23 protein-coding genes and 1 other RNA gene are annotated in these 22563 nt (G+C 68.8%); 13 read left to right on the top strand and 11 right to left on the bottom strand.

Features of this window, described 5'->3' with window-relative positions:
- Positions 1–31 precede the first annotated feature (31 nt).
- The 4 genes from cckA to fliQ form a co-directional block, all read right to left on the bottom strand.
- Positions 32–2077, bottom strand: coding sequence for a cell cycle histidine kinase CckA (gene cckA / locus ACW178_RS00505; protein WP_287106387.1), 2046 nt, complete (start codon positions 2075–2077; stop codon positions 32–34).
- A 63-nt stretch (positions 2078–2140) separates the two neighbouring features.
- Complete coding sequence (gene flhB / locus ACW178_RS00500) at positions 2141–3217, bottom strand: flagellar biosynthesis protein FlhB (RefSeq protein ID WP_492024759.1); 1077 nt, start codon at positions 3215–3217, stop codon at positions 2141–2143.
- Positions 3210–3992: a flagellar biosynthetic protein FliR gene (fliR, locus tag ACW178_RS00495; protein ID WP_287106391.1), complete on the bottom strand. Its 783-nt coding sequence runs from the start codon at positions 3990–3992 to the stop codon at positions 3210–3212. Before fliR ends, flhB begins: the two co-directional genes overlap by 8 nt.
- A gap of 30 nt (positions 3993–4022) precedes the next feature.
- Entirely contained in the window at positions 4023–4286 is a 264-nt protein-coding gene (gene fliQ / locus ACW178_RS00490; protein ID WP_054764003.1) for a flagellar biosynthesis protein FliQ, read from the bottom strand.
- Between the two features lie 152 nt (positions 4287–4438).
- Here fliQ and dinD point away from each other — a divergent pair, with 152 nt between their 5' ends.
- From dinD to ACW178_RS00475, 3 genes are all read left to right on the top strand, one after another.
- Positions 4439–5281: a DNA damage-inducible protein D gene (gene dinD / locus ACW178_RS00485; RefSeq protein WP_152948940.1), complete on the top strand. Its 843-nt coding sequence runs from the start codon at positions 4439–4441 to the stop codon at positions 5279–5281.
- Between the two features lie 229 nt (positions 5282–5510).
- Positions 5511–6110 carry a GTP cyclohydrolase I FolE gene (gene folE, locus ACW178_RS00480; RefSeq protein ID WP_152948939.1) on the top strand — a complete coding sequence of 200 codons (600 nt, stop codon included), beginning with the start codon at positions 5511–5513 and terminating at the stop codon, positions 6108–6110.
- 46 nt (positions 6111–6156) lie between these two features.
- Positions 6157–7314, top strand: coding sequence for an acyltransferase family protein (locus tag ACW178_RS00475; protein ID WP_287105996.1), 1158 nt, complete (start codon positions 6157–6159; stop codon positions 7312–7314).
- A gap of 8 nt (positions 7315–7322) precedes the next feature.
- Here ACW178_RS00475 and ACW178_RS00470 read toward each other — a convergent pair whose 3' ends face one another.
- Together ACW178_RS00470 and ffs are read right to left on the bottom strand one after the other, a co-directional pair.
- Complete coding sequence (locus ACW178_RS00470; protein WP_287105994.1) at positions 7323–9167, bottom strand: DNA polymerase III subunit gamma/tau; 1845 nt, start codon at positions 9165–9167, stop codon at positions 7323–7325.
- 309 nt (positions 9168–9476) lie between these two features.
- Positions 9477–9572, bottom strand: an RNA gene (ffs, locus tag ACW178_RS00465) — signal recognition particle sRNA small type.
- Between the two features lie 47 nt (positions 9573–9619).
- On the opposite strand from ffs, the gene nudC reads away from it, so the two are divergent.
- The gene (gene nudC, locus ACW178_RS00460) at positions 9620–10540 is read left to right on the top strand and encodes an NAD(+) diphosphatase (RefSeq protein ID WP_152948936.1); all 921 of its coding nucleotides are present in this window, start codon (positions 9620–9622) and stop codon (positions 10538–10540) included.
- A gap of 20 nt (positions 10541–10560) precedes the next feature.
- On the opposite strand, the gene ACW178_RS00455 is transcribed toward nudC, so the two are convergent.
- A complete protein-coding gene (locus ACW178_RS00455) occupies positions 10561–11298 on the bottom strand; it encodes a 3-deoxy-manno-octulosonate cytidylyltransferase (protein ID WP_194166988.1) in 738 nt (245 codons plus the stop codon).
- Between the two features lie 156 nt (positions 11299–11454).
- Between ACW178_RS00455 and ACW178_RS00450 the strand changes: the two genes are divergently transcribed.
- From ACW178_RS00450 to ACW178_RS00410, 9 genes are all read left to right on the top strand, one after another.
- The gene (locus tag ACW178_RS00450) at positions 11455–12174 is read left to right on the top strand and encodes a c-type cytochrome (protein WP_395942076.1); all 720 of its coding nucleotides are present in this window, start codon (positions 11455–11457) and stop codon (positions 12172–12174) included.
- Between the two features lie 214 nt (positions 12175–12388).
- Positions 12389–13609 carry an acyltransferase family protein gene (locus ACW178_RS00445; protein ID WP_492024758.1) on the top strand — a complete coding sequence of 407 codons (1221 nt, stop codon included), beginning with the start codon at positions 12389–12391 and terminating at the stop codon, positions 13607–13609.
- Between the two features lie 60 nt (positions 13610–13669).
- Entirely contained in the window at positions 13670–14320 is a 651-nt protein-coding gene (locus tag ACW178_RS00440; protein WP_054763994.1) for a hypothetical protein, read from the top strand.
- 3 nt (positions 14321–14323) lie between these two features.
- Positions 14324–14626 carry a winged helix-turn-helix domain-containing protein gene (locus ACW178_RS00435; protein WP_054763993.1) on the top strand — a complete coding sequence of 101 codons (303 nt, stop codon included), beginning with the start codon at positions 14324–14326 and terminating at the stop codon, positions 14624–14626.
- A gap of 11 nt (positions 14627–14637) precedes the next feature.
- Positions 14638–15426: a dihydropteroate synthase gene (gene folP / locus ACW178_RS00430; RefSeq protein ID WP_287106632.1), complete on the top strand. Its 789-nt coding sequence runs from the start codon at positions 14638–14640 to the stop codon at positions 15424–15426.
- A gap of 55 nt (positions 15427–15481) precedes the next feature.
- The gene (locus tag ACW178_RS00425) at positions 15482–15823 is read left to right on the top strand and encodes a DMT family transporter (RefSeq protein WP_333897383.1); all 342 of its coding nucleotides are present in this window, start codon (positions 15482–15484) and stop codon (positions 15821–15823) included.
- Between the two features lie 53 nt (positions 15824–15876).
- Positions 15877–16662: a bifunctional hydroxymethylpyrimidine kinase/phosphomethylpyrimidine kinase gene (thiD, locus tag ACW178_RS00420; protein ID WP_287106624.1), complete on the top strand. Its 786-nt coding sequence runs from the start codon at positions 15877–15879 to the stop codon at positions 16660–16662.
- Positions 16663–16987: 325 nt separating this feature from the next.
- Positions 16988–17569, top strand: coding sequence for a nucleotidyltransferase family protein (locus ACW178_RS00415; RefSeq protein ID WP_287106626.1), 582 nt, complete (start codon positions 16988–16990; stop codon positions 17567–17569).
- A 39-nt stretch (positions 17570–17608) separates the two neighbouring features.
- Positions 17609–18412, top strand: coding sequence for a DUF1295 domain-containing protein (locus tag ACW178_RS00410; protein ID WP_287106627.1), 804 nt, complete (start codon positions 17609–17611; stop codon positions 18410–18412).
- A gap of 139 nt (positions 18413–18551) precedes the next feature.
- Here the strand turns inward: ACW178_RS00410 and ACW178_RS00405 are convergent, their stop codons facing one another.
- The 4 genes from ACW178_RS00405 to pgl form a co-directional block, all read right to left on the bottom strand.
- On the bottom strand, positions 18552–18857 hold the full coding sequence (locus ACW178_RS00405; RefSeq protein WP_287106629.1) for a hypothetical protein: 306 nt from the start codon (positions 18855–18857) through the stop codon (positions 18552–18554).
- A 78-nt stretch (positions 18858–18935) separates the two neighbouring features.
- Complete coding sequence (gene glk / locus ACW178_RS00400) at positions 18936–19907, bottom strand: glucokinase (protein ID WP_492024757.1); 972 nt, start codon at positions 19905–19907, stop codon at positions 18936–18938.
- A 30-nt stretch (positions 19908–19937) separates the two neighbouring features.
- A complete protein-coding gene (gene edd / locus ACW178_RS00395; protein WP_492024756.1) occupies positions 19938–21827 on the bottom strand; it encodes a phosphogluconate dehydratase in 1890 nt (629 codons plus the stop codon).
- A gap of 1 nt (position 21828) precedes the next feature.
- Positions 21829–22539: a 6-phosphogluconolactonase gene (gene pgl, locus ACW178_RS00390; protein ID WP_492024755.1), complete on the bottom strand. Its 711-nt coding sequence runs from the start codon at positions 22537–22539 to the stop codon at positions 21829–21831.
- Between the last annotated feature and the right edge of the window lie 24 nt (positions 22540–22563).

The following is a 22563-nucleotide window of genomic DNA, read 5'->3' as shown; positions in this document are numbered from 1 at the left end:
ATCGCCTGAACTGATTCCGAGCCGATAAGGCTCAGCCCGCGTGCAGCTCCTGCTTGACCCGCTCCGCCAGGGTCTTGATGTCCAGCGGCTTGGGCAGGAAGGAGACCCCCGCCTCGTCCTGCAACAGGTCCGAAAAATCGCTCTCGGCATAGCCCGAGATGAACATGACCGGGGCGTCGCCCAGATATTTGCGCGCCTTCTTCAGCAGGGACGGGCCGTCCAGGCCGGGCATGATGACGTCGGAGATCATCATGTCGATCTGTCCGGCGTGCTCCTCGGCCAGCATCAGGGCCTCCTCGCCGTCGGCGGCCTCGATGACCTCATAGCCGCGCTGGCGCAGCAGGCGGGCGGCGATGCCGCGCACCGCGTCCTCGTCCTCGACGAACAGGATGCGCCCGGCGCCCGACAGGTCACGCGGCGCCTTGACCTTGACCTCGACCGGCTGGACCTCGGCCAGTTCCGCCTCGCCCGCGGCGGGCAGGAAGATGCGGAAGGCCGCGCCCATGCTCATGCCGTGGGGGCCTTCGATATTGCTGACCGAAATATGGCCCCCGGCCTGCTGGGCGATGCCGTAGACGGTGGCCAGGCCCATGCCGGTGCCCTCGTTCACCGCCTTGGTGGTGAAGAAGGGCTCGAAGATCTTGTCCACCAGTTCGGGCGGCACGCCGGGGCCGGTGTCGGACACCTCGATCAGGGCCACCTCGTCGGTCGGGGCGGCGGCCCAGCCCATCTCGCGCGCCTGCTGGGCGGTCAGGCGGCGGGTGGTGATGGTCACGACGGCGTCGCCGGGTTCGACCACGCCGCGCATGGCGTCGCGGGCGTTGACCGCCAGGTTCATCACCGCCGTCTCCAGCTGGCTCTTGTCGGCCAGAACGATCGGCAGGTCCCGGCCGTAGTCGGTCTCCAGCCGCACGTCCTCGCGCAGCAGCCGGCGCAGCAGTATGGCGAACTCGCCCACCAGCTCGCCCAGGTCCAGCCGTTCGCGCCGCACCGTCGACTTGCGCGAAAAGGCCAGCAGCTTCCTCACCAGGTCCGCCGCCCGGATGGCGGTCTGGCGGATCTCGTTCAGCCCCTCATAGGAGGGATCGCCGACCGGGTGCCGTTCCAGCAGGCCCGACAGCTGCAGCTGGATGGCCGTCAGCAGATTGTTGAAGTCGTGCGCCACCCCGCCCGCCAGCTGGCCCACGGCCTGCATCTTCTGGGCCTGGCTGAGCTGCAGCTCCATCGACTTCTGGGCCGAGACGTCGAACAGCCAGATGCGTTGGCGCTCGCCCTCGGGCGCCACATACAGATGCAGCATCTTGTCGGGATAGGCCCGCGCCACCAGTTCGATCGGGCCGGACGACCCGGCCGCCAGCTTGGCCCGCGCCTCGACCACGCCCGTCGGATCGAACAGATGGCCGAAGGCGGCGTCGCGCGCGGCGTTGGGTCCGGTCAGGATCGCCAGGGCCGCATTGGCCTCTTCCGCCCGGCCGGCGAACAGGTCCGAACCCGCGACGACGGCCGAGCCGAACGGGGCGCCGGCGGCCATGGCGCGGGCCTCGCCGTTCGTCCCCTGGGCCTGGGCCGGAACGGCGGCCAGCGGCAGGACCGCCTCGGGCGCGGCCCGCATCAGGAACCGGTCGGGGCCGGCCCGGCCGATCACCACCTCGAACTCGCGCGCCCCGATCTGGACGATGGCGTGGCCCGGCTCGCCCCGCCGCGCCTGGGCGAAGGCCATATAGAGGGCCTGGGCCGACTTGCCGCGGGGCAGGGCGGTGGTGGCGCCGTTGGCCTCGGCCCAGGCGCCGTTGAAGGCCAGGACCTGGCCCGTCTCCCACACCAGGGCGGCCGGCTCGGCCATGGCGTCCAGCAGTTCAACCGCCACGTCGCTGGACGGCTGGACCGTCTCGGCCCGGCGGAAACCGAACAGGGCGATCAGGGCGATCAGCCCCACGGTGACGATCAGGATCAGGCCCGGGGCCGAGGTCGGATTGGCCCGAAAGGCCGGATAGGCCAGGGCGGCGACCGTCGCCACCGCCCCGAAAGCCATCACGGCCGAGAGCAGGTCGAACGGAAGACGGCGTTTGGGCGTCATGCGGCCTCGCGAATCAGTAGGCTGATCATACGCTGAAATCGGGCGGCAAGCCTTACGGCGGCGTTACCGGCGTTTTCGCGACTGGAAGACGAAGCCGATGATCTTGGCGGCGGCCTCGAAATGCTCCTTGGGGATCACCTCGTCCACCTCGACCGTGGCGTAGAGCGCCCGCGCCAGGGGCACGTTCTCGACGATGGGCACGTCGTGTTCCTTGGCCACCTCGCGGATGCGCAGGGCCAGGGCGTCCACCCCCTTGGCGACGCAGACCGGCGCCCCGTCCCCCTGGTCCGGCTCATAGCGCAGGGCCACCGAATAGTGGGTCGGGTTGGTCACGATCACCGTGGCCTTGGGCACATTGGCCATCATCCGCTGGCGGCTGCGCTGCATGCGGATCTGCTTCAGCTTGGCCTTGACGTGCGGGTCGCCCTCGGTCTGCTTATAGTCTTCCTTCAGCTCTTCCTTGGTCATCCGCATCCGTTTGGCGAAGCGCATCTTCTGCCAGATGAAGTCGGCGCCGGCGGTGGCTCCCAGCAGGATGACGGCCGCCACGAACAGGGCCAGGGCCATGTCCCGCGCCAGGGGCAACAGGGCCAGGGGGCTCACCGTCACCAGGTTCTCGAACTCGCGCGTGTGGGGCTTCAGCACCATCCAGCACACCACGCATACGGCGATCAGCTTGATCAGGGTCTTGACGAACTGCATCAGGCCGTCAGGCCCGAAGATGCGTTTGAACCCCGACAGGGGGTTCACCGCCGACCACTGCGGCTTCAGCTTCTCGCCGGTGAAGATCAGGCCGGACTGGGCCAGATGCCCGCCCGCCCCGCCGATGATGGTGGCCAGCATGACGGCCCCCAGAAACGGGGTCATGGCCCACAGGGCGCGGGCCAACACTTGCGTCCCCGCTCCGGAATCCAGCATGCCCAGCATCTGGTGCGGGGCGGCGATGAAGGGCAGGAGCTGTTCGGCCATGGACCCGGCGAACCAGCCCCCGGCCCCCAGGATCACCGAGGCCGCCCCGGCGAGCGCCAGCACCTGACCCACGTCCTGGGACTTGGCGACATCGCCCTTCTTGCGGGCCTCCTCAAGTTTTCGGGGTGTCGCCTCTTCGGTTTTCGACTCGGGATCGGCGCCTTCAGCCACCGGCGCCTCCCATCACCCCGGCGGCGAACAGCTCGCCCAGGCGTCGATAGCGGTCGATGAAGACGGTCCCCAGCGCCCCCAGGCTGAGGGCGAAGATCGAAAGACCCAGGATCACGCTCAGGGGCGCGGCGGCGAAATAGACCTGGAACGACGGCATGACCCGCGCCACCAGGCCCGAGGCCAGGTTGAAGATCAGGGCGAAGACCAGAACCGGCGCCGACAGCTGAACCCCCAACAGGAAGCTGTCCCCCACGGTCCGCACCGCCATGGCGGTGAAGTCGTTCATCATCAGCGGCTGGGCCGGGGCGATCAGCCTGTAGGAGCCGACCATGCCGGCGATGAACAGATGGTGGGTATCGGTGGCGAAGATCAGCGTCACCCCGAACAGCATCAGAAACGAGGCGATGGTCGATCCCGGCTGGGCCTGCAGCGGATTGGCCGTCTGGGCGAAGCTGAGGGTGGTCTGCAGGGAGACGATTTCGCCCGCCGTGGTCAGGGCCGTCATCAACAGGCGCAGCAACAGGCCGATCATCAGGCCGGTCGTCACCTCGCGGATGATCCAGCCCACCATGCCGCCCAGGCCGTCGGGCAGACCGGGCAGGTCGGCCCGCACCACGGGCCACAGCACCAGGCTGATCAACAGGGCCAGGGACAGGCGGATACGCGGCGGCACATAGGCCTCGCCGAAGCCGGGCATGACCATCAGGATCGCCCCGATCCGGGCGAAGATCAGCCCGCCGGCCCAGACTTGGTCGGCGGTGGCCCAGCCGTCCATCAGACGCCCCGCGTCTCGGACCCGCCCACCCTACATGCCCGCGATGCGGGCGGCGATCTGGCGCATGAAGCCGCCCAACAGGGCGCCCATCAGCGGCAGGAACAGCAGCAGGGAGACGAAGATGGCGATGATCTTGGGCGCATAGATCAGGGTCTGTTCCTGAATCTGCGTCAGGGCCTGAAACAGACCGATCACCACGCCCACCACCAGGCCCACGATCAGCACCGGCAGGCACAGCTGGATCGTCAGCCAGATGGCGTCACGCCCCACATCCAGAACTTCCGCGCCGTTCATCGGCCGAGACTCCCGCAAAACACTGGGCAGAAAATGCCGGGAGGATGGTTAACGGGGAGATAACGGTGGCGGATCTCCTGAACCCCAGCCTCTCTTGTCTGTTCTATCATGGGTTGCGATATTGGGGCGCGCTGTCATCGAGGAGGGGCGATATGAAGAGGGAGGTGATCGCTCATCTGACCGAGACCTTCGAAGGTCACGCACAACAGACGGACGCGGGCGTGGACTATTGGCTTGGGCGAGACGTTCAACATCTGCTCGGATACGCCGAGTGGCGGAATTTCCAGAACGTCCTGTCAAAGGCCAAGACGGCCTGTGAGCTCTCGGGACACGAGATCGGGCACCATTTTGTTGACGTCAACAAAATGGTCGACCTGGGGTCGGGCGGGCGACGCCAGATCGATGACGTGATGCTCACACGGTTCGCATGTTATCTGGTGGCTCAGAACGGCGATTCTGCGAAACCTGAGATCGCTTTTGCGCAAAGCTACTTCGCCATTCAAACTCGTCGAGCCGAGTTGGTGGAACAGCGCATGCTCGAAGTGGAGCGTTTGCTTGCTCGCCGCAAGTTGACGCAGACGGAGAAAGAGCTGTCCGGAATTATCTATGAACAAACCGGCGAGAACCAGAACTTCGCTCTAATCCGTAGCAAGGGCGACGGCGCGTTGTTCGGCCGATCAACGCAGGCGATGAAGGCGACATGGAAGGTGCCGGACAGCCGTCCCCTCGCGGATTTTGCGCCCACCATCATCTTGAAGGCCAAGGATTTCGCGACAGAAATCACCATCTTCAACGCCCGCGCCCACGCCATGAGAACGGAAGGCGCCATTTCTTCCGAACATGTCACCAACAACAAGGCAGTCCGAAAAACCCTTTTGGACCGCGGCATTCGGCCGGAAGCCCTGCCTGCTGCGGAAGACATAAAGAAGGTTGAGCGCAGAGTGGCGTCGCACGATCGCAAGTCGCTCCAGAATCCAGATCGAATCGACGAGTAGATGGACGGCTGTTCCTGACCTTCTGCGGAAGGCGCTCCTATGGACCAGATGCGGCGCGCAACTTGGATACATCGGACAGATCGGACACATTTTTTCGCGCCCGCCGCCGATTTCCGGACACATCGGACACATCGGACACTGTTTTTCCCGGTCCGGCGTCTGACCGCGTCGCCGCAGCGTAAGGGGTAGGATTTTTGCTTTTCGTGTTCGGCTCGCTATAGGCCCTGTCATGACCGACGTCCCCCCCAAGACCGCCCGCGCCTCCCGTCTGACCCAGGCCGACGCCGAGGCGGCGGTGCGCACCCTGATCGAATGGGCGGGGGACGATCCCGACCGCGAGGGTCTCCTGGAGACCCCGGCGCGGGTGGCGCGCAGCTATCGCGAGCTGTTCTCGGGCTATGAGACCGACCCCCTGTCCTATCTGGAGAAGACCTTCGAGGAGACGGGCGGCTATGATCAGCTGGTGGTGCTGAAGGACATCCGCTTCGTCAGCTTCTGCGAACACCATATGCTGCCGGTCGTGGGCCGGGCCCATGTGGCCTATCTGCCGACCGACCGGGTGGTGGGCATCTCCAAACTGGCGCGGGTGGTGCGCGGCTTCGCCCGGCGCCTGCAGATCCAGGAGAAGATGACCGCTGAGATCGCCGAGGCCATCAATACGGTGCTGAAGCCGCACGGCGTCGGGGTGGTGATCGAGGCCGAGCACAGCTGCATGACCCTGCGCGGGGTCAATGCGCCGGGCGCCAGCCTGTCGACCAGCCATCTGATCGGCGTGGTCCGCGACGATCCGCGCACCCGCGAAGAGTTCCTGAGGCTGGTCCGGGGCTGAACCCGGCCCGTCTCTTGCGGGGGAGGGGGCCAAGGAGGCCTTCCCCGTGCCCTGGACCCTGATTTCGACCCGGAATGAGACAACCCCGATCGCTCGGGGCGGCTGGCTCGACGCCCTGCGTTTCATTGTGGCCTTCCTGATCATTCTGCACCACTTCCAGGCGGCCGGCCCGGTCCCGCTGGCCGAGGCGGTTCATCCGGTGTTCGAACGCGGCGGCTTCCTGCTGACCAACTTCTTCCTGATCGATTCCGGCTATGTGCTGATGCGGGTCTATGGGGCGGCGGTCGGCGGTGGACGGATGTCGCACGGCGACTTCGTCCTGAAGCGGGTGTTGCGGGTCGTCCCGGCCCATCTGATCATGGGCCTGTCTCTGGTCGCCCTGGTGCTGCTCAGCGCCTCGGTCGGGATCGCGCCCCGCAATCCCGAATGGTTCCGCTGGGACCAGCTGCCGGCCCAGCTGCTGCTGGTTCAGTCCTATGGGGTGTACGGCGGCCTGGGCTGGAACGCGCCGACCTGGTCGATCTCGGCCCTGATCGGCTGCTATCTGTGCTTCCCCTGGATCCTGCGCGGCCTGACGCGGCTGGGGCCGTGGAGCGCCCTGGCCCTGGGGATCGGCGGCTATCTGGTCGCCAACCAGCTGTGCTGGAGCCTTCTGGCCTATCCCGTCTATCAGATGCCGATGGGCTACGGCTTGATCCGGGCCCTGCCCCTGTTCGTCCTGGGCATGAGCCTGGCCTGGTTCGCCCAGTCGGTGTGGATCCATCCGCGCTTCGCCGGCTGGATCGGCATCGCCGCCTTCTGCGGCCTGGTCGTGGCCCAGGCCTTCGGCAAGACCGCCCTGGTCTCGCTGGCGATGATCTCGCTGATCATCCTGGCCGCCGGCGCCGTGCCGGTGCGCCGCCCGTCCAGGCTGGTGGAGACCGCAGCCCTGGTCTCCTTCTCCATGTTCATCTCCAACGAAGTGGTTCGCATCGCCTGGTTCGGCGTGGTCAATGCGGCGAACACGCGCTTCGCCCTGTCCGAGCCGGTCCAGTGGGTTCTGTGGGGCTGCGGCGTCCTGGCGGCCGTGGCCTTCGCCTTCGCCTTCCACTTCGCCGTCGACGACCGGATCCAGTCGCGCGTCCGCGCCTGGCTGAAGCGCCGCCGCGGCGGACGCCGGTCCGCCCCGGTCGAGGCCGGGCCGGTCATCTCCCTGGAAGGCTGAACCCTCGGTCAGTCCTCGTCGTCATCCTCGGCGACGTCGGGGATTTCGGGCGTGACGACGGTTGGGGCGATCGTCTTGATCTCGCCCAGCTGGGCGCCGGGAAAGGCCAGCAGCACCGCCTTGACGAAGGGATCGGCCTCGATCTTCTCGCGCTCGGCGGCCCGTTCCTTCCTCTGGCGTTCGATCAGGGTGTCGCCGCCGCCCTGGCCGTTGGCGGCGATCAGCCAGGTGCGGCCGGTCCATTCCTTCAGCCGGCCGGCCAGGCGCCGGGCCAGTTCGACCGGCGCGCCCTCGACGCTCTCATAGACGATGGCGCCCGGCTTGAACGAGACGGGTTTGACGAACCGCTCCACGTCCATCTGCAGGCCGACCTCGCGCTTCTCGCCGATCAGGGCCACGACCTGTTCGAAGGTCTGGGGATCGGGCAGGGCGGGGGCCGTGACGGGCCGCGCGGCCAGCTGGGCAGATGGTCCGCCCCCGCCGCCGGAGCCGCCTCCACGCGGGGCCGACCCGCCGCCCAGGGGCTCGCCCGACTGCAGTCGCTTCAAGGCTTCCTCCGGACCCGGAAGATCGGCCGCATAGGCCAGGCGAACGATAGCCATTTCCACGGCGTCGGCCGGATTGGGCGCGCGGCGCACCTCGTCCAGGGCCTTCAGCAGCATCTGCCAGGTGCGCGACAGGGTGGCGGCCGGGATGGCGGCGCCCAGGGCGGCCAGCTTCTGCGCCTGGTCATTGGGCAGTCGGGTCGCGTTCGGGCCCAGCATCTTGGCCACCGAGGCGGCGTGGCAGTGTTCCAAGAGGTCGTTGGTCACCTGCACCGGGTCGGCGCCGAAGCCGTAAAGGGTGCGGAAGCTCTCCAGGGCCTCGGGCGTGCGGCCGGCCATGACGCTCTCGAACAGGGCGATGGTCTGGCTGCGGTCGGCCAAGCCCAGCATATCGCGCACCGTCTCGGTCTTGACCGTCTGGCCGCGCTCGGCCTGGACCAGGGCCTGGTCCAGCAGGGACAGGCCGTCGCGCACCGAGCCTTCGGCGGCGCGGGAGATCAGGGCCAGGGCGTCCTGCTCGATCTTCATACCCTCCCGCTCGGCGATCCGGCCCAGATGATCGACCAGGATCTCGGGCTCGACCCGACGCAGGTCGAAGCGCTGGCAGCGGCTCAGAATGGTCACCGGCACCTTGCGGATCTCGGTGGTGGCGAAGATGAATTTGGCGTGGGGCGGCGGCTCTTCCAGCGTCTTCAGCAGGGCGTTGAACGCCTGCGTCGACAGCATATGGACCTCGTCCAGCACATAGACCTTGTAGCGCGCCTCGACGGGGGCGTAGCGGACGCTCTCCAGGATGTCGCGGATGTCGTTGACGCCGGTGTGGGAGGCGGCGTCCATCTCCATCACGTCCATATGCTGGCCGGCCATGATGGCGGCGTCGTGCCGGCCGTGGGCGGTCAGGGTCAGGGACGGACGGTCGATCGTCTCCGTCTCATTGTTGAGGGCGCGGGCCAAGAGACGGGCGGTGGTCGTCTTGCCGACGCCCCGCACCCCGGTCAGCATGAAGGCGTGGGCGATCCGGCCGGTGGCGAAGGCGTTGGTGAGCGTCCTCACCATCGCCTCCTGACCGATCAGATCCTCGAAGGTGCGCGGCCGGTATTTGCGCGCCAGAACCTGATAGGCGGCGCCGTCGGCGGCCGGATCCTCGCTGACGGCGGCGACAGGCGGCGGCGCGGGCGGCGCAGGCGCGACGACGGGCTCGGCCGCCGGGGCGGGGGCGCCGAACATGTCGTCGGTGTTCTCGTCGCGCTCGACGACGTCGTCCTCTTCCCAGGGCGGGCCGTCGAGATTCGGGTCGTTGTCCGTCATGGGCGAAGTCTTACAGCGGGTGAGCGGCGGGGCGAAGGGCTTCCTTCGGACCTTCCCCCGCTTGCGCGGGAAGTGTCAGGTCGTGGCGCGCAGCGACACGCCTGACGATGGGGGAAGTCACGTGTCCTGAAGGAAAACTTCCCTCTCCGACCCTGGTCCGCTCTGCGGACGCCCGGCCACCTCTCCCGCAAGCGGGAGAGGGACGCGAACACACGCGCTCAAGCCGCGAGCGACCGCGTCGCAAGCGTTAGCGCACCAAACGCGCTCAAGCAGCGAGCCGCCGCGCGGCGAGTGTTAGCGCACAAACAAAGGAAGTAGAGACCGCGACCCGAAGGGGAATTCGTTGTGGCTGCTGCCTTCCGGCCCTGACCAGGTTGGCGAAGCCTTCGCCCGCGATCTCCGAGGGGAGATATGACGGGTGCGGCGGACGGAATCAAGGGTTACAAGGCCGCATGGCTCATCAGAACGTCTTCTCCGGCAATCCGCTCGACCGCGCGGGCGATCTTCGCAACGACCCCGACTGGCTGGCGGAGCAAGAGGCCAATCCCGAGGCCCTGTGCATGGTGCTGTGGGAAGGGCGGCCCCTGGTCGAGGAGACGGCGGAGGGGCCGCGCCTGGCCTGGCTGTCGCTGAAACACGCCCGCGACATGGTTCCGGATCGCGACGTCTTTCTCGGGCTCTGGAAGGAAGCGCCGGTCTTCGCCGTCGAGTTCGAGGGCTCCGTCGATCCGGCCGAGGGGCCGGTGAAAGGCTTGGGAGCCTTTCATGAGATGCGCGCCGCCGCAGCCATTCTGCCGGCCCAGGACGCGGCCATGGCCGGCGGGGCCAAGAGCCTGTTCGACTGGCGCCGCAAACACGGCTTCTGCGCCAACTGCGGCACACTGAGCGAGACGGCTTCGGGCGGGTGGAAGCGGCGCTGCCCGGCCTGCGGGACCGAGCATTTCCCGCGCGTCGATCCGGTCACCATCATGCTGCCGGTCTATAAGGGCGGGGCCGAGCCGGTCTGTCTGCTGGGCCGCCAGGCGGCCTGGCCGGCGGGGCGGATGTCGGCCCTGGCGGGCTTCCTGGAGCCCGGCGAGTCGATCGAGGAGGCCTGCGCCCGCGAGGTCAAGGAAGAGGCGGGCCTGACGGTGATCGACGCCGTCTATCACTCCAGTCAGCCCTGGCCCTTCCCGTCACAGCTGATGATCGGCCTGATCGCCGAGGTCTCGGACGACCAGGCCCGGCCGGATCAGACCGAGCTGGAGAGCGTGGCCTGGCTGACGCGGGCCGAGGCGAGGGCGGTTCTGGCCGGCGCCCACCCGACCATTCAGGCCCCGCCGCCCTTCGCCATCGCCCACAGCCTGATCAAGGCCTGGGCGGAGGAGGCGTAGGGTAGAGACGTTATCTGCCCTCAGACCAGCGCCCGCGCCGCCTCCAGGTCGGCGGGATTGTCGACCGACAGGGGCGCCTCGTCGATCACGGCGGCCCAGATCTGCATCCCCATCTCCAGGGCCCGCAGCTGTTCCAGCTTCTCGCGCTTCTCCAGCGGCGACTGGGGCGCGGCGCAGAAGCGGTTCAGGGCCGCGCGGCGATAGCCGTAGACGCCGATGTGACGCCAGATCGGCGCATCGCCATACAGGGTCGAACGGGTGAAATAGAGGGCGCGGCCCTGACGCTCGGCCTCGCCCCATTCGTTGCTTTTCAGGGCCAGGACCGCCTTGACCACATCGGGATTGGCCCGGTCCGACGGATCGGCCTCTGCGGCGACCAAGGTGGCGATGTCGCAGGCCGGCTCGCCGTGCAGCACGGCCGCGCAGGCGGTCGCCAGGCCCGGATCGGCGAAGGGCATGTCGCCCTGGACGTTGATCACGGCGTCGAAATCGCCCTCGGGGTCTATGGCGTCCACGGCGGCCCGGATGCGGTCAGAGCCGGACGGCAGGTCGGGGTCGGTCAGGATCGCCCGGCCGCCCGCCGCCTCGACCACGGCCACGATCTCGGGATCGCCGGCGGCGACCACGACGGGCAGGCCCGAGGCGGCGGCCTGTTCATAGGCCCGCACGATCATCGGCCGGCCGCCGATGTCGGCCAGGGGCTTGTTCGGCAGGCGGGTGGCGGCCATGCGAGCCGGTATCATTATCAGAGGATTCATGGGTCTGGCGGGGCCTGTCCTGGTCGAGCGGCGCCGTCGCGTTCGTCGCGCCGGTTGCGAACCCTGCGCTACCGTGCAAGACGTGATCCGGCAAGGAAGGCTTCTCTGCGCAAGACGGGGAAGTTGGGAAACCTAGGGACGGGTGAGACGACGCGCATGAGCGGCGATCTAAAGTGGAACAAGATTTTCGGCGCGGCTCTGGGGACGGCCTTCGTCATCCTGGTCGTTCAACAGGCGTCGGGCCTGATCTATCATTCCGAACCGCCGGAAAAGATGGGCTATTTCGTCGATGCGCCGGATGAGGTCGCCGGCGCCGAACAGGCCGAGCTGCCGCCGGACTGGGGCACGGTCCTGCCGACCGCCGACCTGGCCGCCGGCGAGGCCGCCTTCGCCCGTTGCCAGGCCTGCCATAACGCGACGCAGGGCGGGGCGGACGGCATCGGCCCGAATCTGTACGGGGTGGTGGGCGGCCCGGTCATGCACCGCGCGGGCTTCGCCTATTCGGACGCCATGGCCAAGCACAAGGCCGAGGTGCCGACCTGGGGCTATGACCAGCTGAACAGCTTCATCACCGCCCCCGCCCGCTATGTGCCCGGCACCAAGATGTCCTTCGCCGGCATCCGCGACACCCAGACCCGGATCAATCTGATCGCCTGGCTGCGCAGCCAGGGCTCGAGCGGCTTCGCCATCCCCGCGCCCGATCCGGCCCGCCAGCCCGGCGCCGCCGCCCCCGCCGAGGGTGAAGCCGCCCCGGCCGAGGGCGCCCCCGCCACCGAGGCGACGGGCGAGGCCCCCGCCGTCGGCGAACCGGCGACCACCCAGGCGACCCCGGCCGCGCCACCCGCCGCCACCAGCCCGGCGCCGCCGAACAGCTGATCGCGCGCCCGACGGGCCGCCCTCATCGATCTTCGCCCGGCGTCTTCGGATCCCGGGCGTTTTTCGTTTCTAAAGAAGCGGTCGATCTTAAGGGCGCCGGTCGGGCCGTCGCCCCGAACGCCCAGTCGAAACGCCATGATGTGGCCTTTGGCGAACAAGTTTGAAAAACAAACAAGTCTGTGCAATACGTCTCTCGAACAGGGAGACGAGGATCATGACCGCAGACGACATCAAGACGGGCGAGCGCCTTCACGGCCTGGACGCCCTACGGGGCGCCGCCCTGCTCCTGGGTTTGGTGCTCCACGGCGCCATGACCTTCTTTCCGACGCCGATCTGGGTGGTGGTCGACGATCAGCGGTCGGTCTGGGCCAGCGGCCTTTTCTTCGCCATTCACCTGTTTCGGATGGCGACCTTCTTTCTGATTGCGGGTCTGTTCGCCCATATGATGCTGGCGCGGCGGGGGCTGGTGCGGTTCGGGATCAACCGGCTGGCGCGGATTGCGGGACCGCTGGCGGTCTTCTGGGGGCCGTCGCTGGCGGCCATTGTCGCGGTCCTGATCTGGAATGCGGGCCTACATGGCCTGACGGCGGCCGATGCGCCGCCGCCTCCGACCTATGACTGGACCAATCTGCCGTTGACCCATCTGTGGTTCCTGTGGGTCCTGCTGATCTTCTATGTCGGCCTAGTCGTCGTGCGGGCGCCGTTCGCGGCCCTGGACCGGCAGGGCGGCTGGGGGCGGGCGGTGGTGGATCGCGCGACGGCGTTGCTGGTTCAGCCGGGCGGCGCCGTCGTCCTGGGCGCGCCCCTGGCCCTGGCCCTGTGGCTGCATCCGAACTGGGTCGCCTTCTTCGGCGTGCCGACGCCCGACGCGGGCCTGATCCCCAACACCCCGGCCCTGGTCGGGTTCGGACTGGCCTTCGGCCTGGGCGCCCTGCTGGACCGGCGCCGCGACCTGCTCGAGCGGATCGCGGCGCGGTGGCCGCTTCATCTCGGCCTCGCCCTGGCGGCAGGCGCGACGGCCCTGGCTCTGGCGGGCGGTCCCAATCCCAGGTTGGAGCCTATCACCGATCCGGCGATCAAGGCGGCGGCGGCGGGCGCCTTCGGGGTCGCCGTCTACGCCTCCAGCCTGGCGGCGGTCGCCGTGGCCGTTCGGTTCTGCTCGGGCCACAGCGCGGTGCGGCGCTATCTCGCCGATGCGGCCTATTGGATCTATATCGTCCATCTGCCGCTGGTGATGGTCGGTCAGGTGCTGGTGCAGGACTGGAGCCTGTTCTGGCCGGTCAAACTGGCCTTGATCGTCGGCGGGGCGCTGGCGGCGTCGATCGCCGGCTATGAGCTGCTGATCCGCCACAGCTTCATGGGCCGCTGGCTGAACGGCCGCCGGGTTCCGTGGCGGCGTCGCCCGGTCGCCTCAGCCCCGTCGCCCGCCGAATAGCTTGCCAACCCCCGTCGCCGCGTCCATCCGAAGGACGCGCAAGCCGCAGAGGAATCATCGATGAACGACACGTCCCGCAGCTCGCCCGAGGCCGACTTGGCCTTCCTTCGATCGATCGTCCAGGGCGGGGGCGATCCGAGAGCCACACTGACCATGGGCGTCCTCTATCTGGCCGGCGGCCTGCTGTACGGGCTGCAGTGCCTGTTTCACCTCGGACAGGCGGCGGGGGTGATCCGCTGGCCCGGGCCGATCAGCCTGGCCTTCGTCACAGGCGTGACCGTCGCCTTCCTGCTGGTGATGGCCTGGGCCATCCGGGAGGACCGCAAGCGGCCCAAGGCCAGCCCCGTCGTCACCCGCACCCTGAACGCCGCCTTCAGCGGGGCGGGCATGGCCAATCTGGCCATCGTCATCGTCTTCGGCTTCGGCTCGGCGCGAGACCAGGACTTCGCCGTCTGGCTCTATTATCCGGCGATGATCTTCGCGCTCCAGTCGGCCGCCTGGTATGTGGCCTGGACGCTGAAGAAGAAGGGCTGGATGCTGGCGGCGTCGATCGGGGGATGGGCGACGGCGGTGGCCCTGGGGCTGTTGGTCCGCGAGCCCCTGGCCTATCTGCTCGTCGCGACGGCGGCTCTGTTCCTGCTGTTCGCCGGGCCGGGCTGGATCATCACCCGCGAAGCCTTGAAGGCCCGCCCCGCTGCGGACGCCGTCTGACCCATGGGGCTGAACGACCTGGGGCGAATCGACGAGGTCATCCACGGCCGGATGCGGCTGGGGATCATGGTCTATCTGGCCGACGTCGAGGCCGCCGACTTCACCGAGCTGAAGACGGTGCTGGAGGCGACCCAGGGCAATCTGTCGGTGCATCTGAAGAAGCTGGAGGAGGCGGGCTATGTCGCCATCTCCAAGAGCTTCGTGAACAACAAGCCCCTGACGCGGGCGGCGATCACGCTTGAAGGGCGCAAGGCCTTCGACGCCTATCTGGAGGCTCTGGGCGGACTGATCGGGAGGAAGGCGTGACGGTCAAGGTCATGGGCATCGTCAACGTCACGCCCGACAGCTTCTCGGACGGGGGGCGATGGGCCTCGACCGAGGCGGCGGCGGATCAGGCGATGCGGCTGGTCGAGCAGGGGGCCGAGGTGCTGGACGTCGGGGGCGAGAGCACCCGGCCGGGCGCCGAGCCGGTCAGCGAGGCCGAGGAGATCGACCGGGTCGTTCCGGTGATCGAGGCCGTTCGCGCCCGCTGGGGCGGCCCGATCAGCGTCGATACGATGAAGCCGGCCGTGGCCCGCGCGGCGGTCGCGGCCGGGGCGACGATGTGGAACGATGTGACCGCCCTGAGCCATGCGCCGGACAGCGCAGCCGTCGCGGCCGAGCTGGGGTGCGAGGTGGTGCTGATGCACATGAGGGGCGAACCCCGGACCATGCAGGCCGATCCCCAGTATGAGGACGTGGTCGCCGAGGTGCGGGCCTATCTGCTGGGCCGGGCCGAGGCGGCGACGGCGGCGGGGGTGGCGCGCGCGCGGATCTGGCTGGACCCGGGCATCGGCTTCGGCAAGACCCCGGCGCACAACATGGCCCTGACGGCGCGGCTGGGCGAGCTGGTCGCCCTGGGCTTTCCGGTGCTTTACGCCGCCAGCCGCAAGCGGACGATCCAGGCCGTCGATTCGACGGCGGTGGAGGCGACCGACCGGCTGGGCGGCTCGCTGGCCCTGGCCCTGGAGGGGGCGCGGCGCGGGGCGCGGATGGTGCGGGTCCATGACGTGCGCGAGACGGTTCAGGCGCTGAAGCTTCAGGCGGCGGTGGCGGCGGCGGAGTGACACGCTTGCCTGGTCCACGCTTGCTCGGGCGCGCCGACTGGGCCATCTGATCCCCATGTCCTGGGTTCTGTCGATCAATCCGTGGGCGACGCTGGTCGTCGCCGGCCTGCTGGAAGTGCTGTGGGCGTCCGGCCTGAAGTCCGTCAGCCTGCAAAGGCCGCTGACCTCGCTGGGGGTGCTGATCGCCCTGGCGGCCAGCATGATCCTGCTGTGGGTGGCGACCCAGAGGCTGCCGATCGGCACGGCCTATGCGGTCTGGACCGGGATCGGGGCGGTGGGCGCGGCCCTGGTCGGGATCGTCGTCTATGGCGAGCCGGCGACGGCGGTGCGGGCGGTGTGCATCCTGCTGATCGTAGCCGGGATCGTGGGCTTAAAGCTGTTCTCGGGGGCGCACTGATGAGCCTCGCTCAAGCAGACGCCGGCCGCGCGGTCGGCGGTAGCGAAAGAAAAATGGGACGGGTCCTGATCCTGGCGGGGTCGGACAGCGGCGGGGGCGCGGGGGTCCAGGCCGACATCAAGGCGGTGACGATGATGGGCGGGTTCGCCGCCACGGCGATCACGGCCATCACGGTGCAGAACACCCTGGGGGTTCACGGCGTCCATCCCCTGCCGCTGGAGCTGATCGCGGCCCAGGCGCGGGCGGTGCTGGAGGACATCGGGACCGATGCGGTCAAGACCGGCATGCTGGGCTCGGTCGAGGTGGTCGAGACGGTGGCGGCCCTGCTGGACGAGGCCAAGGCCCCGGCCGTGGTCGATCCGGTCATGGTGGCCAAGGGCGGCCATCCCCTGTTGCCCGATGCGGCGGTGGAGGCGGTGCGGCGCCTGATGATCCCGCGCGCGGCCCTTCTGACCCCCAATACGCCCGAGGCCGAGGCCCTGACCGGGCTTGAGGTGCATGACATCGACGGCCAGAGGCGGGCGGGCGAGGCCCTGCTGAAACTGGGCGCCCAGGCCGTGCTGATGAAGGGCGGCCATGTGGACGGGCCGACGGTGATCGACCTGTTGATGACGACCGAGGGGGAGACGGTGCTGGAGGCCGAACGGATCGACACCCGCCACACCCACGGCACCGGCTGCACCCTGGCCAGTGCGTGCGCGGCGGGCCTGGCCCTGGGGCGGCCGCTGGAGGTCGCGGCCGCCGAAGCCTGGGCCTATGTCGGCGAGGCGATCCGGCGGGCGCCGGGTCTCGGCGGCGGACACGGGCCGCTGGATCACGGCTGGCCCGTGCGGGGCTGAGGCGGCGGTCCGTCGGACACCGAAAAAAGGTGTCCGATGTGTCCGATCTGTCCGACGGCCATTGTTTTCACAGAGAAAACGGTCGAACTCCGATCGGACTGTCCGGCGGGGGCGCGCTCTGCGCGCGTTGCGATGTCAAAGACCGGGGGCGCCAGTATAGGGCCGTCGGGACGGGCGCCGGGTATTTCGCAGGCGGGCGCTCCAAGCCCTTGATGGGGCGAGAACTCCTTTCGGACGATGCGGGCGTAACGGCGACCGGCGCGCATCTGGGGATGAAGGCGGACGGCGTCTCCCCTTGATCGGATGGGAAGGGTAAGGGAGGCGGATGAACGCCACCCTGAGCCAGAAGCTGATCGACATCGTCCGCGCCGATCCCGGCCTGATGCACGTCTTGCGGACGGTGCGGGGGCTGGGCCTGCCCGACTGGCGGCTGGTGTCGGGCGGCGTCTATCAGGCGGTGTGGAACGCCAGGACGGGGCGGCCGGCGGGGTATGGGATCAAGGATTACGACCTGGCCTATTTCGACGGATCGGACCTGTCCTACGAGGCCGAGGACGGGGTGATCAAACGGGTCGCCGCCGCCTTTGACGAGCCCTTCCGCAGCCAGGTGGAGGTGCGCAACCAGGCGCGGGTGCATCTGTGGTTCGAAAACCGGTTTGGCGAACCCTATGAACCGCTCGGCTCGACCGACGAAGCCCTGGGCCGGTTCGTGGCCCCGACCTTCGCCGTCGGGGTGCGGCTGGAGGCGGACGACGCGATCACCGTGGCGGCGCCGTTCGGGCTGGAGGATGTGTTCGCCATGGTCGTGCGGCCGAATCCGAACCGGCCGGTCGCCAAGGGCTGGGCCAGGACCATCGAGAGTGCGCGTGGACGTTGGCCGGAGTTGACGGTGGTTGAATCCGTCTAGGGCGCGCATCCAGGGCGCGCGGCGACACGTATCGGCCGTATGACCCTGACCGACGTCCTCATCCTCCTGGCCCAGAACCTGGTCCTGATCGTCGCCGTGATGCTGGGGCTGTGGGGCGTGGCGCTGAGGCTGAAGGACGTCAGTTTCGTCGATGCGGTCTGGCCCCTGGGCATGTTGCTGCTGGCCCTGGTCACCCTGCCGCGGACCGACGGCGATCCGACGCGCAAGACCCTGCTGGTCATGATCTGCGCGGTCTGGGCGCTGCGGCTGGGGCTGCATCTGTTCGGGCGTTGGCGGGCCAGCGGGGCCGACGGCCGCTATGTGCAGATCGTCGAGGATCAGGAACGGAACAAGGGCTGGTCCTTCGCCAAGACGGCCCTGCTGTTCGTCTTTCTGCCCCAGGCCGTTTTGGCCTGGCTGACGGCCCTGCCGGTGCAGCTGGGCCAGGTCGCCGACGCGCCGGCGGCGGGGGGGCTCGCCCTGATCGGGGCGGGGCTGGCCCTGGCGGGGATCGTCATCGAAAGCACGGGCGACGCCCAGCTGGCGGCCTTCAGAAGCGACCCGGCCAACAAGGGGCGGGTGCTGGACACCGGCCTGTGGCGCTATACGCGCCATCCGAACTATTTCGGCGACGCCTGCGTCTGGTGGGGGCTGTGGCTGATCGCGGCCGAGACGGGCGTGGGCCTGTGGTCGATCGCCGGGCCGATCTTCCTGACCTTCACCCTGACGCGGTGGTCGGGGATCGGGATTACGGAGAAGGCGATCAACCGGTCGCGGCCGGGCTATGCGGACTATGTGAAGCGGACGAGTGCGTTTGTGCCGTGGCCGCCGAAGAAGGGGTGAGGTCCGCTTCTCCCCGTCATCCTCGGGTCAAGCCCGAGGATGACGACAAGGCATGGATCACGGACGGCGTGTCGGGACGAGGCGCGAAAAAGCCCCCGTCGCGAACGACGGGGGCTTTGAACCGAGACGTGACGGCGTCTTAGTTGGTGGTCGGGGTGTTGTGGGTGGTCATGCCGCCGTCGGCGTTGCCGCCCTGTTGCTCGATCTGGTCGGCGCGGCGGTCGGCGTTGTCCTCGACCTGGTCGGCCTGGCGGTTCAGGGCGTCTTCCTGGGCGTCGGTCGGGGCGGCGTCGGCCTGGGCCTCCAGCTGGTCGGCGCGGGCTTCGCCCTGGGCCTCGACGGCGTCGGCGCGGCTTTCGGCGGCCTTGTCGGCGGCGCTTTCACCACAGGCGGCGACACCCGACAGGACGAACAGGGAGGCGGCGGCGACAGCGATCTTTTTCATGACGTTTCCTTCCATTGTGGAGGCAGGGAAACGTCACGGCGGCGGTTCAGTTCACGCCGCCGTGAGCTTTTCGTGATCTCAGCCCTCGGCCTCGGCGAAGGCGACGCGGGCGGCGCCCAGGAGGGCGGCGTGTTTGTGCATGATCACCTTGGTCGGGATATCCTGCATGTATTCCTTGAACCGGCCCTTGCGCTCGAACCGCTGGCGGAAGGGGCTGGCCTTGATGAAGGGCAGGATGCGCGGGACGATGCCCCCGGCGATATAGACGCCGCCGCGCGCGCCGGTGGTCAGGGCGATGTCGCCGGCGACCGCGCCCAGGATGGCGCAGAAACGGGCCAGGGTGGCGCCGCAGGGGCTGTTGGGGTCGGCCAGGGCGGTCTGGGTGATCTGGGCCGGGTCGTCGATATGGGTCTCGCGCCCGTCGATCTCGGCCAGCGCCCGGTGCATGTTCAACAGGCCGGGGCCGCAGATCAGACGCTCGATCGAGACGCGGTCATAGCGGCGGCGCAGGATGCGCAGGATCTCGTCCTCGACCGGATCGCCGGGCGGGAAGCAGGCGTGGCCGCCTTCGGACGGCATGGCCATCTCCTTGCCGTGAGCGTCGCGCACCAGGGCCGAGACGCCGAAACCGGTGCCGGGGCCCAGGACGGCCACGGTCGAATGGGGATCGCCGTCGACGGGGCCGCCCAGGCTTTCCAGCTGGTCTTCCGGCACGATGGGGGCGCCCCAGGCCAGGGCCTCGAAGTCGTTGATCAGCTTGACCGGCGAAAGACCCAGGGTCGAAAGCTCGCTTTCCGACACCTGCCAGGGGGAGTTGGTCAGGTCGATGGCGCCGTCGGTGACGGGGCCGGCCACGGCGATGACCCCGCCGGTCGGCTTGACCTCGCAGCCCTCGATGAAGGCGGCGACCCCTTCCAGGAAGGTGGGATAGGTTTCGGCCGGGAAGCTCTCGTGGTGGTCCAGCACGGGCTTGCCGTCCACCATGCGGGCGACGGCGAAACGGGCGTTGGTGCCGCCGACGTCTCCGACGAGGAGGGTCTTGTCAGTCATAGGGTCGTTTCCTGCAGTCGGTGCGTCGGATCAGGCGTCGACGGTCCGGTCGACGAGATTGGGGTCGGGCGGGGTGTCCGTATGGGCCTGGGCGCCGGAGGGGAAGGCGAAGCAGACGGTCGCCCCCTCTTCCGCCGTGGTGACCACATGGCGGAAGGCGCCGAACAGTTCGCGGCCATAGCCCCAGGCCGAGCCCTCGGCATGGACGGCGGAGCGGGCGGCGGCGGGCCGGTCGGTCAGGCCGTCGATCCCGACGGTGGTCAGAACCCCGGCCTCGGCGTCCAGGCGGATGACGTCCCCGTCCTTCACATGGGCCAGGGGGCCGCCCGCCAACGCCTCAGGGCTGACGTGGATGGCGGCCGGGGTCTTGCCGCTGGCGCCCGACATGCGGCCGTCGGTGACGAAGGCGACCTTGAACCCCTTGTCCTGAATGACTGACAGGGCCGGCGACAGGCTGTGCAGTTCGGGCATGCCGTTGGCCTTGGGCCCCTGAAAGCGCAGGACCACGACCACGTCGCGGAACAGTTTGCCGTCCTTGAAGGCTTGCAGCGCGTCTTCCTGGGTTTCGAAGACGGCGGCGGGGGCCTCGACGATGCGGTTCTCGGGCTTGACCGCCGAGACCTTGATGACGGCGCGGCCGAGGTCGCCCTGGACCAGGCGCAGCCCCCCCTCCTTGTCGAAGGGATCGGAGGCGGGGCGCAGGATGTCGCGATCGAGGCTTTCCTTGACCCCGTCGCGCCAGACCAGCTGGCCGTCCACCATCGACGGTTCCTGGAAATAGGCCTCGATGCCGCGACCCATGATGGTCGTGACGTCGGTGTGGATATGGCCGTGCTCGGCCAGTTCGCGGGCGACGAAGGCGACGCCGCCGGCGGCCTGGAAGGCGTTCACATCGGCCGAACCGTTCGGATAGACCCGCGCCAGCAGGGGGGTGACGGACGACAGCTCGTCCATGTCGGTCCAGTCGATCAGAACCCCCGCCGCCCGCGCCATGGCGACCAGGTGGATGGCGTGATTGGTCGAGCCGCCGGTGGCCAAGAGGGCCACGATCATGTTGACGATGGACTTTTCGTCGATCACGTCGGCCATGCGGCCCTCGCCGCTGCGGGCCAGTTCGACGGCGCGCTGGGCGGCGGCGGCGGTCAGGGCGTCGCGCAGGCCGGTGTCCGGATGGACGAAGGCGGTGGAGGGCATGTGCAAGCCCCCCAGTTCCATCATCATCTGGTTGGAGTTGGCCGTGCCGTAGAAGGTGCAGGTGCCGGGCGAGTGGTAGGAGCCGATCTCGCTTTCCAGCAGGGTCTGACGATCGACCTTGTTCTGGGCGTATTCGGCGCGGACGCGGGCTTTCTCCGCATTCGGAATGCCGGACGGCATGGGGCCGGCGGGGGCGAAGACGACCGGCAGATGGCCGAAGGCCAGGGCCCCCATGAACAGGCCGGGCACGATCTTGTCGCAGACGCCCAGCATCAGGGCGGCGTCGAAGGCGTCATGCGTCAGGGCCACGCCGGCGGACATGGCGATGACGTCGCGGCTGAACAGGGACAGTTCCATGCCGGGGCGCCCCTGGGTGACGCCGTCGCACATGGCGGGGGTGCCGCCGGCGACCTGGGCCGTGGCGCCGACCTGACGCACCGCTTCGCGGACCACGCCGGGGAAGCGCTCGAACGGCTGGTGGGCCGACAGCATGTCGTTATAGGCGGTGACGATGCCCAGGTTGGGCTTGGACCCGTCCATCGCCGTCAACTTGTCGGCTATGGTCTGGCCGGCGAAGGCGTGGGCCCAGTTGGCGCAGGAGAGCTTGGCGCGGCCGGCGCCGGAATCGCGGGCGGCGTCCATGCGGCGCAGATAGTCGGCGCGGGTCGCGCGGCTCTTCTCGATGATGCGGTCGGTGACCGCCGCGACAGTGGGATGAAGCGCCATATCAGCCTTCCTCCGTCCACAGAACTTCAAGGGGAACGTTCGCCGCGATCAGGGCGGCGATGGGCTGGATCTTGGGATCGCCCTTGGCCTGCTCTTCAAAGACCCGGCGTTTGGCGGCGCCCTTCAGGCCCAGGATCACCCGGCCGGCGGACATCAGATAGGGCAGGTTGATCGACAGGCGCTCGATCGTCGGCGCGGCGCCGTCGCGGCCGTGGGGCACGCCCAGCACCGTCGGCTTCAGCGTCGGGGTCAGAAGCGTCTTCAAGGTGGGGCTGTCAGGGAACATGGAGCAGATATGGCCATCCTCCCCCATGCCGAGAAGGACCGCGTCGAAACGCCCGCCCGCATCGGCCAGGGCGTGGGCGGCGACGATGGCGGCCCGGTCCACCGTGACCTCGGGCGTATAGAGGGGGATGAAGCGGGCGGCGGCCGCCTTGTCCTGCAACAGGACGTCGCGGATCAGCCGGGCGTTGGACTCAGGCGAGGTCTCGGGGACGTAGCGTTCGTCCACCAGGGTGACGGCGATCCTGGCCCAATCCAGGTCGGTCGCAGCGAGGCGGCGATAGACGGGGGCGGGGGTGGTCCCGCCGGGGCCGGCGAAGACGGCGGAGTCCTTGTCGCGGACGGCGGCGCCCAGGGTCTCGGCCAGGCGGGCGGCGATGGCCTCGGCCCAGGCGTCGACGGTGGGGAAGGTTTCGATGGGGTGGGTCATTCTAACGGTCCTCCCTTCCGTCAT

Source organism: Brevundimonas sp. AVps4 (assembly GCF_058681525.1).
This window is presented reverse-complemented; position numbering and strand designations above follow the sequence as displayed.

Excerpts from the sequence above, each read along its gene's own strand:
- fliR (WP_287106391.1), bottom strand. The coding sequence starts at position 3,992 with ATGGACGGCTGGGCCACCGCCGACCAAGTCTGGGCCGGCGGGCTGATC.
- ACW178_RS00450 (WP_395942076.1), top strand. The coding sequence starts at position 11,455 with ATGAGCGGCGATCTAAAGTGGAACAAGATTTTCGGCGCGGCTCTGGGG.
- ACW178_RS00425 (WP_333897383.1), top strand. The coding sequence starts at position 15,482 with ATGTCCTGGGTTCTGTCGATCAATCCGTGGGCGACGCTGGTCGTCGCC.
- ACW178_RS00410 (WP_287106627.1), top strand. The coding sequence starts at position 17,609 with ATGACCCTGACCGACGTCCTCATCCTCCTGGCCCAGAACCTGGTCCTG.
- ACW178_RS00440 (WP_054763994.1), top strand. The coding sequence starts at position 13,670 with ATGAACGACACGTCCCGCAGCTCGCCCGAGGCCGACTTGGCCTTCCTT.
- ACW178_RS00405 (WP_287106629.1), bottom strand. The coding sequence starts at position 18,857 with ATGAAAAAGATCGCTGTCGCCGCCGCCTCCCTGTTCGTCCTGTCGGGT.
- ACW178_RS00470 (WP_287105994.1), bottom strand. The coding sequence starts at position 9,167 with ATGACGGACAACGACCCGAATCTCGACGGCCCGCCCTGGGAAGAGGAC.
- fliQ (WP_054764003.1), bottom strand. The coding sequence starts at position 4,286 with ATGAACGGCGCGGAAGTTCTGGATGTGGGGCGTGACGCCATCTGGCTG.
- cckA (WP_287106387.1), bottom strand. The coding sequence starts at position 2,077 with ATGACGCCCAAACGCCGTCTTCCGTTCGACCTGCTCTCGGCCGTGATG.
- folP (WP_287106632.1), top strand. The coding sequence starts at position 14,638 with ATGGGCATCGTCAACGTCACGCCCGACAGCTTCTCGGACGGGGGGCGA.
- dinD (WP_152948940.1), top strand. The coding sequence starts at position 4,439 with ATGAAGAGGGAGGTGATCGCTCATCTGACCGAGACCTTCGAAGGTCAC.
- glk (WP_492024757.1), bottom strand. The coding sequence starts at position 19,907 with ATGACTGACAAGACCCTCCTCGTCGGAGACGTCGGCGGCACCAACGCC.
- ACW178_RS00455 (WP_194166988.1), bottom strand. The coding sequence starts at position 11,298 with ATGAATCCTCTGATAATGATACCGGCTCGCATGGCCGCCACCCGCCTG.
- folE (WP_152948939.1), top strand. The coding sequence starts at position 5,511 with ATGACCGACGTCCCCCCCAAGACCGCCCGCGCCTCCCGTCTGACCCAG.
- ACW178_RS00415 (WP_287106626.1), top strand. The coding sequence starts at position 16,988 with ATGAACGCCACCCTGAGCCAGAAGCTGATCGACATCGTCCGCGCCGAT.
- nudC (WP_152948936.1), top strand. The coding sequence starts at position 9,620 with ATGGCTCATCAGAACGTCTTCTCCGGCAATCCGCTCGACCGCGCGGGC.
- ACW178_RS00445 (WP_492024758.1), top strand. The coding sequence starts at position 12,389 with ATGACCGCAGACGACATCAAGACGGGCGAGCGCCTTCACGGCCTGGAC.
- pgl (WP_492024755.1), bottom strand. The coding sequence starts at position 22,539 with ATGACCCACCCCATCGAAACCTTCCCCACCGTCGACGCCTGGGCCGAG.
- ACW178_RS00435 (WP_054763993.1), top strand. The coding sequence starts at position 14,324 with ATGGGGCTGAACGACCTGGGGCGAATCGACGAGGTCATCCACGGCCGG.
- thiD (WP_287106624.1), top strand. The coding sequence starts at position 15,877 with ATGGGACGGGTCCTGATCCTGGCGGGGTCGGACAGCGGCGGGGGCGCG.
- edd (WP_492024756.1), bottom strand. The coding sequence starts at position 21,827 with ATGGCGCTTCATCCCACTGTCGCGGCGGTCACCGACCGCATCATCGAG.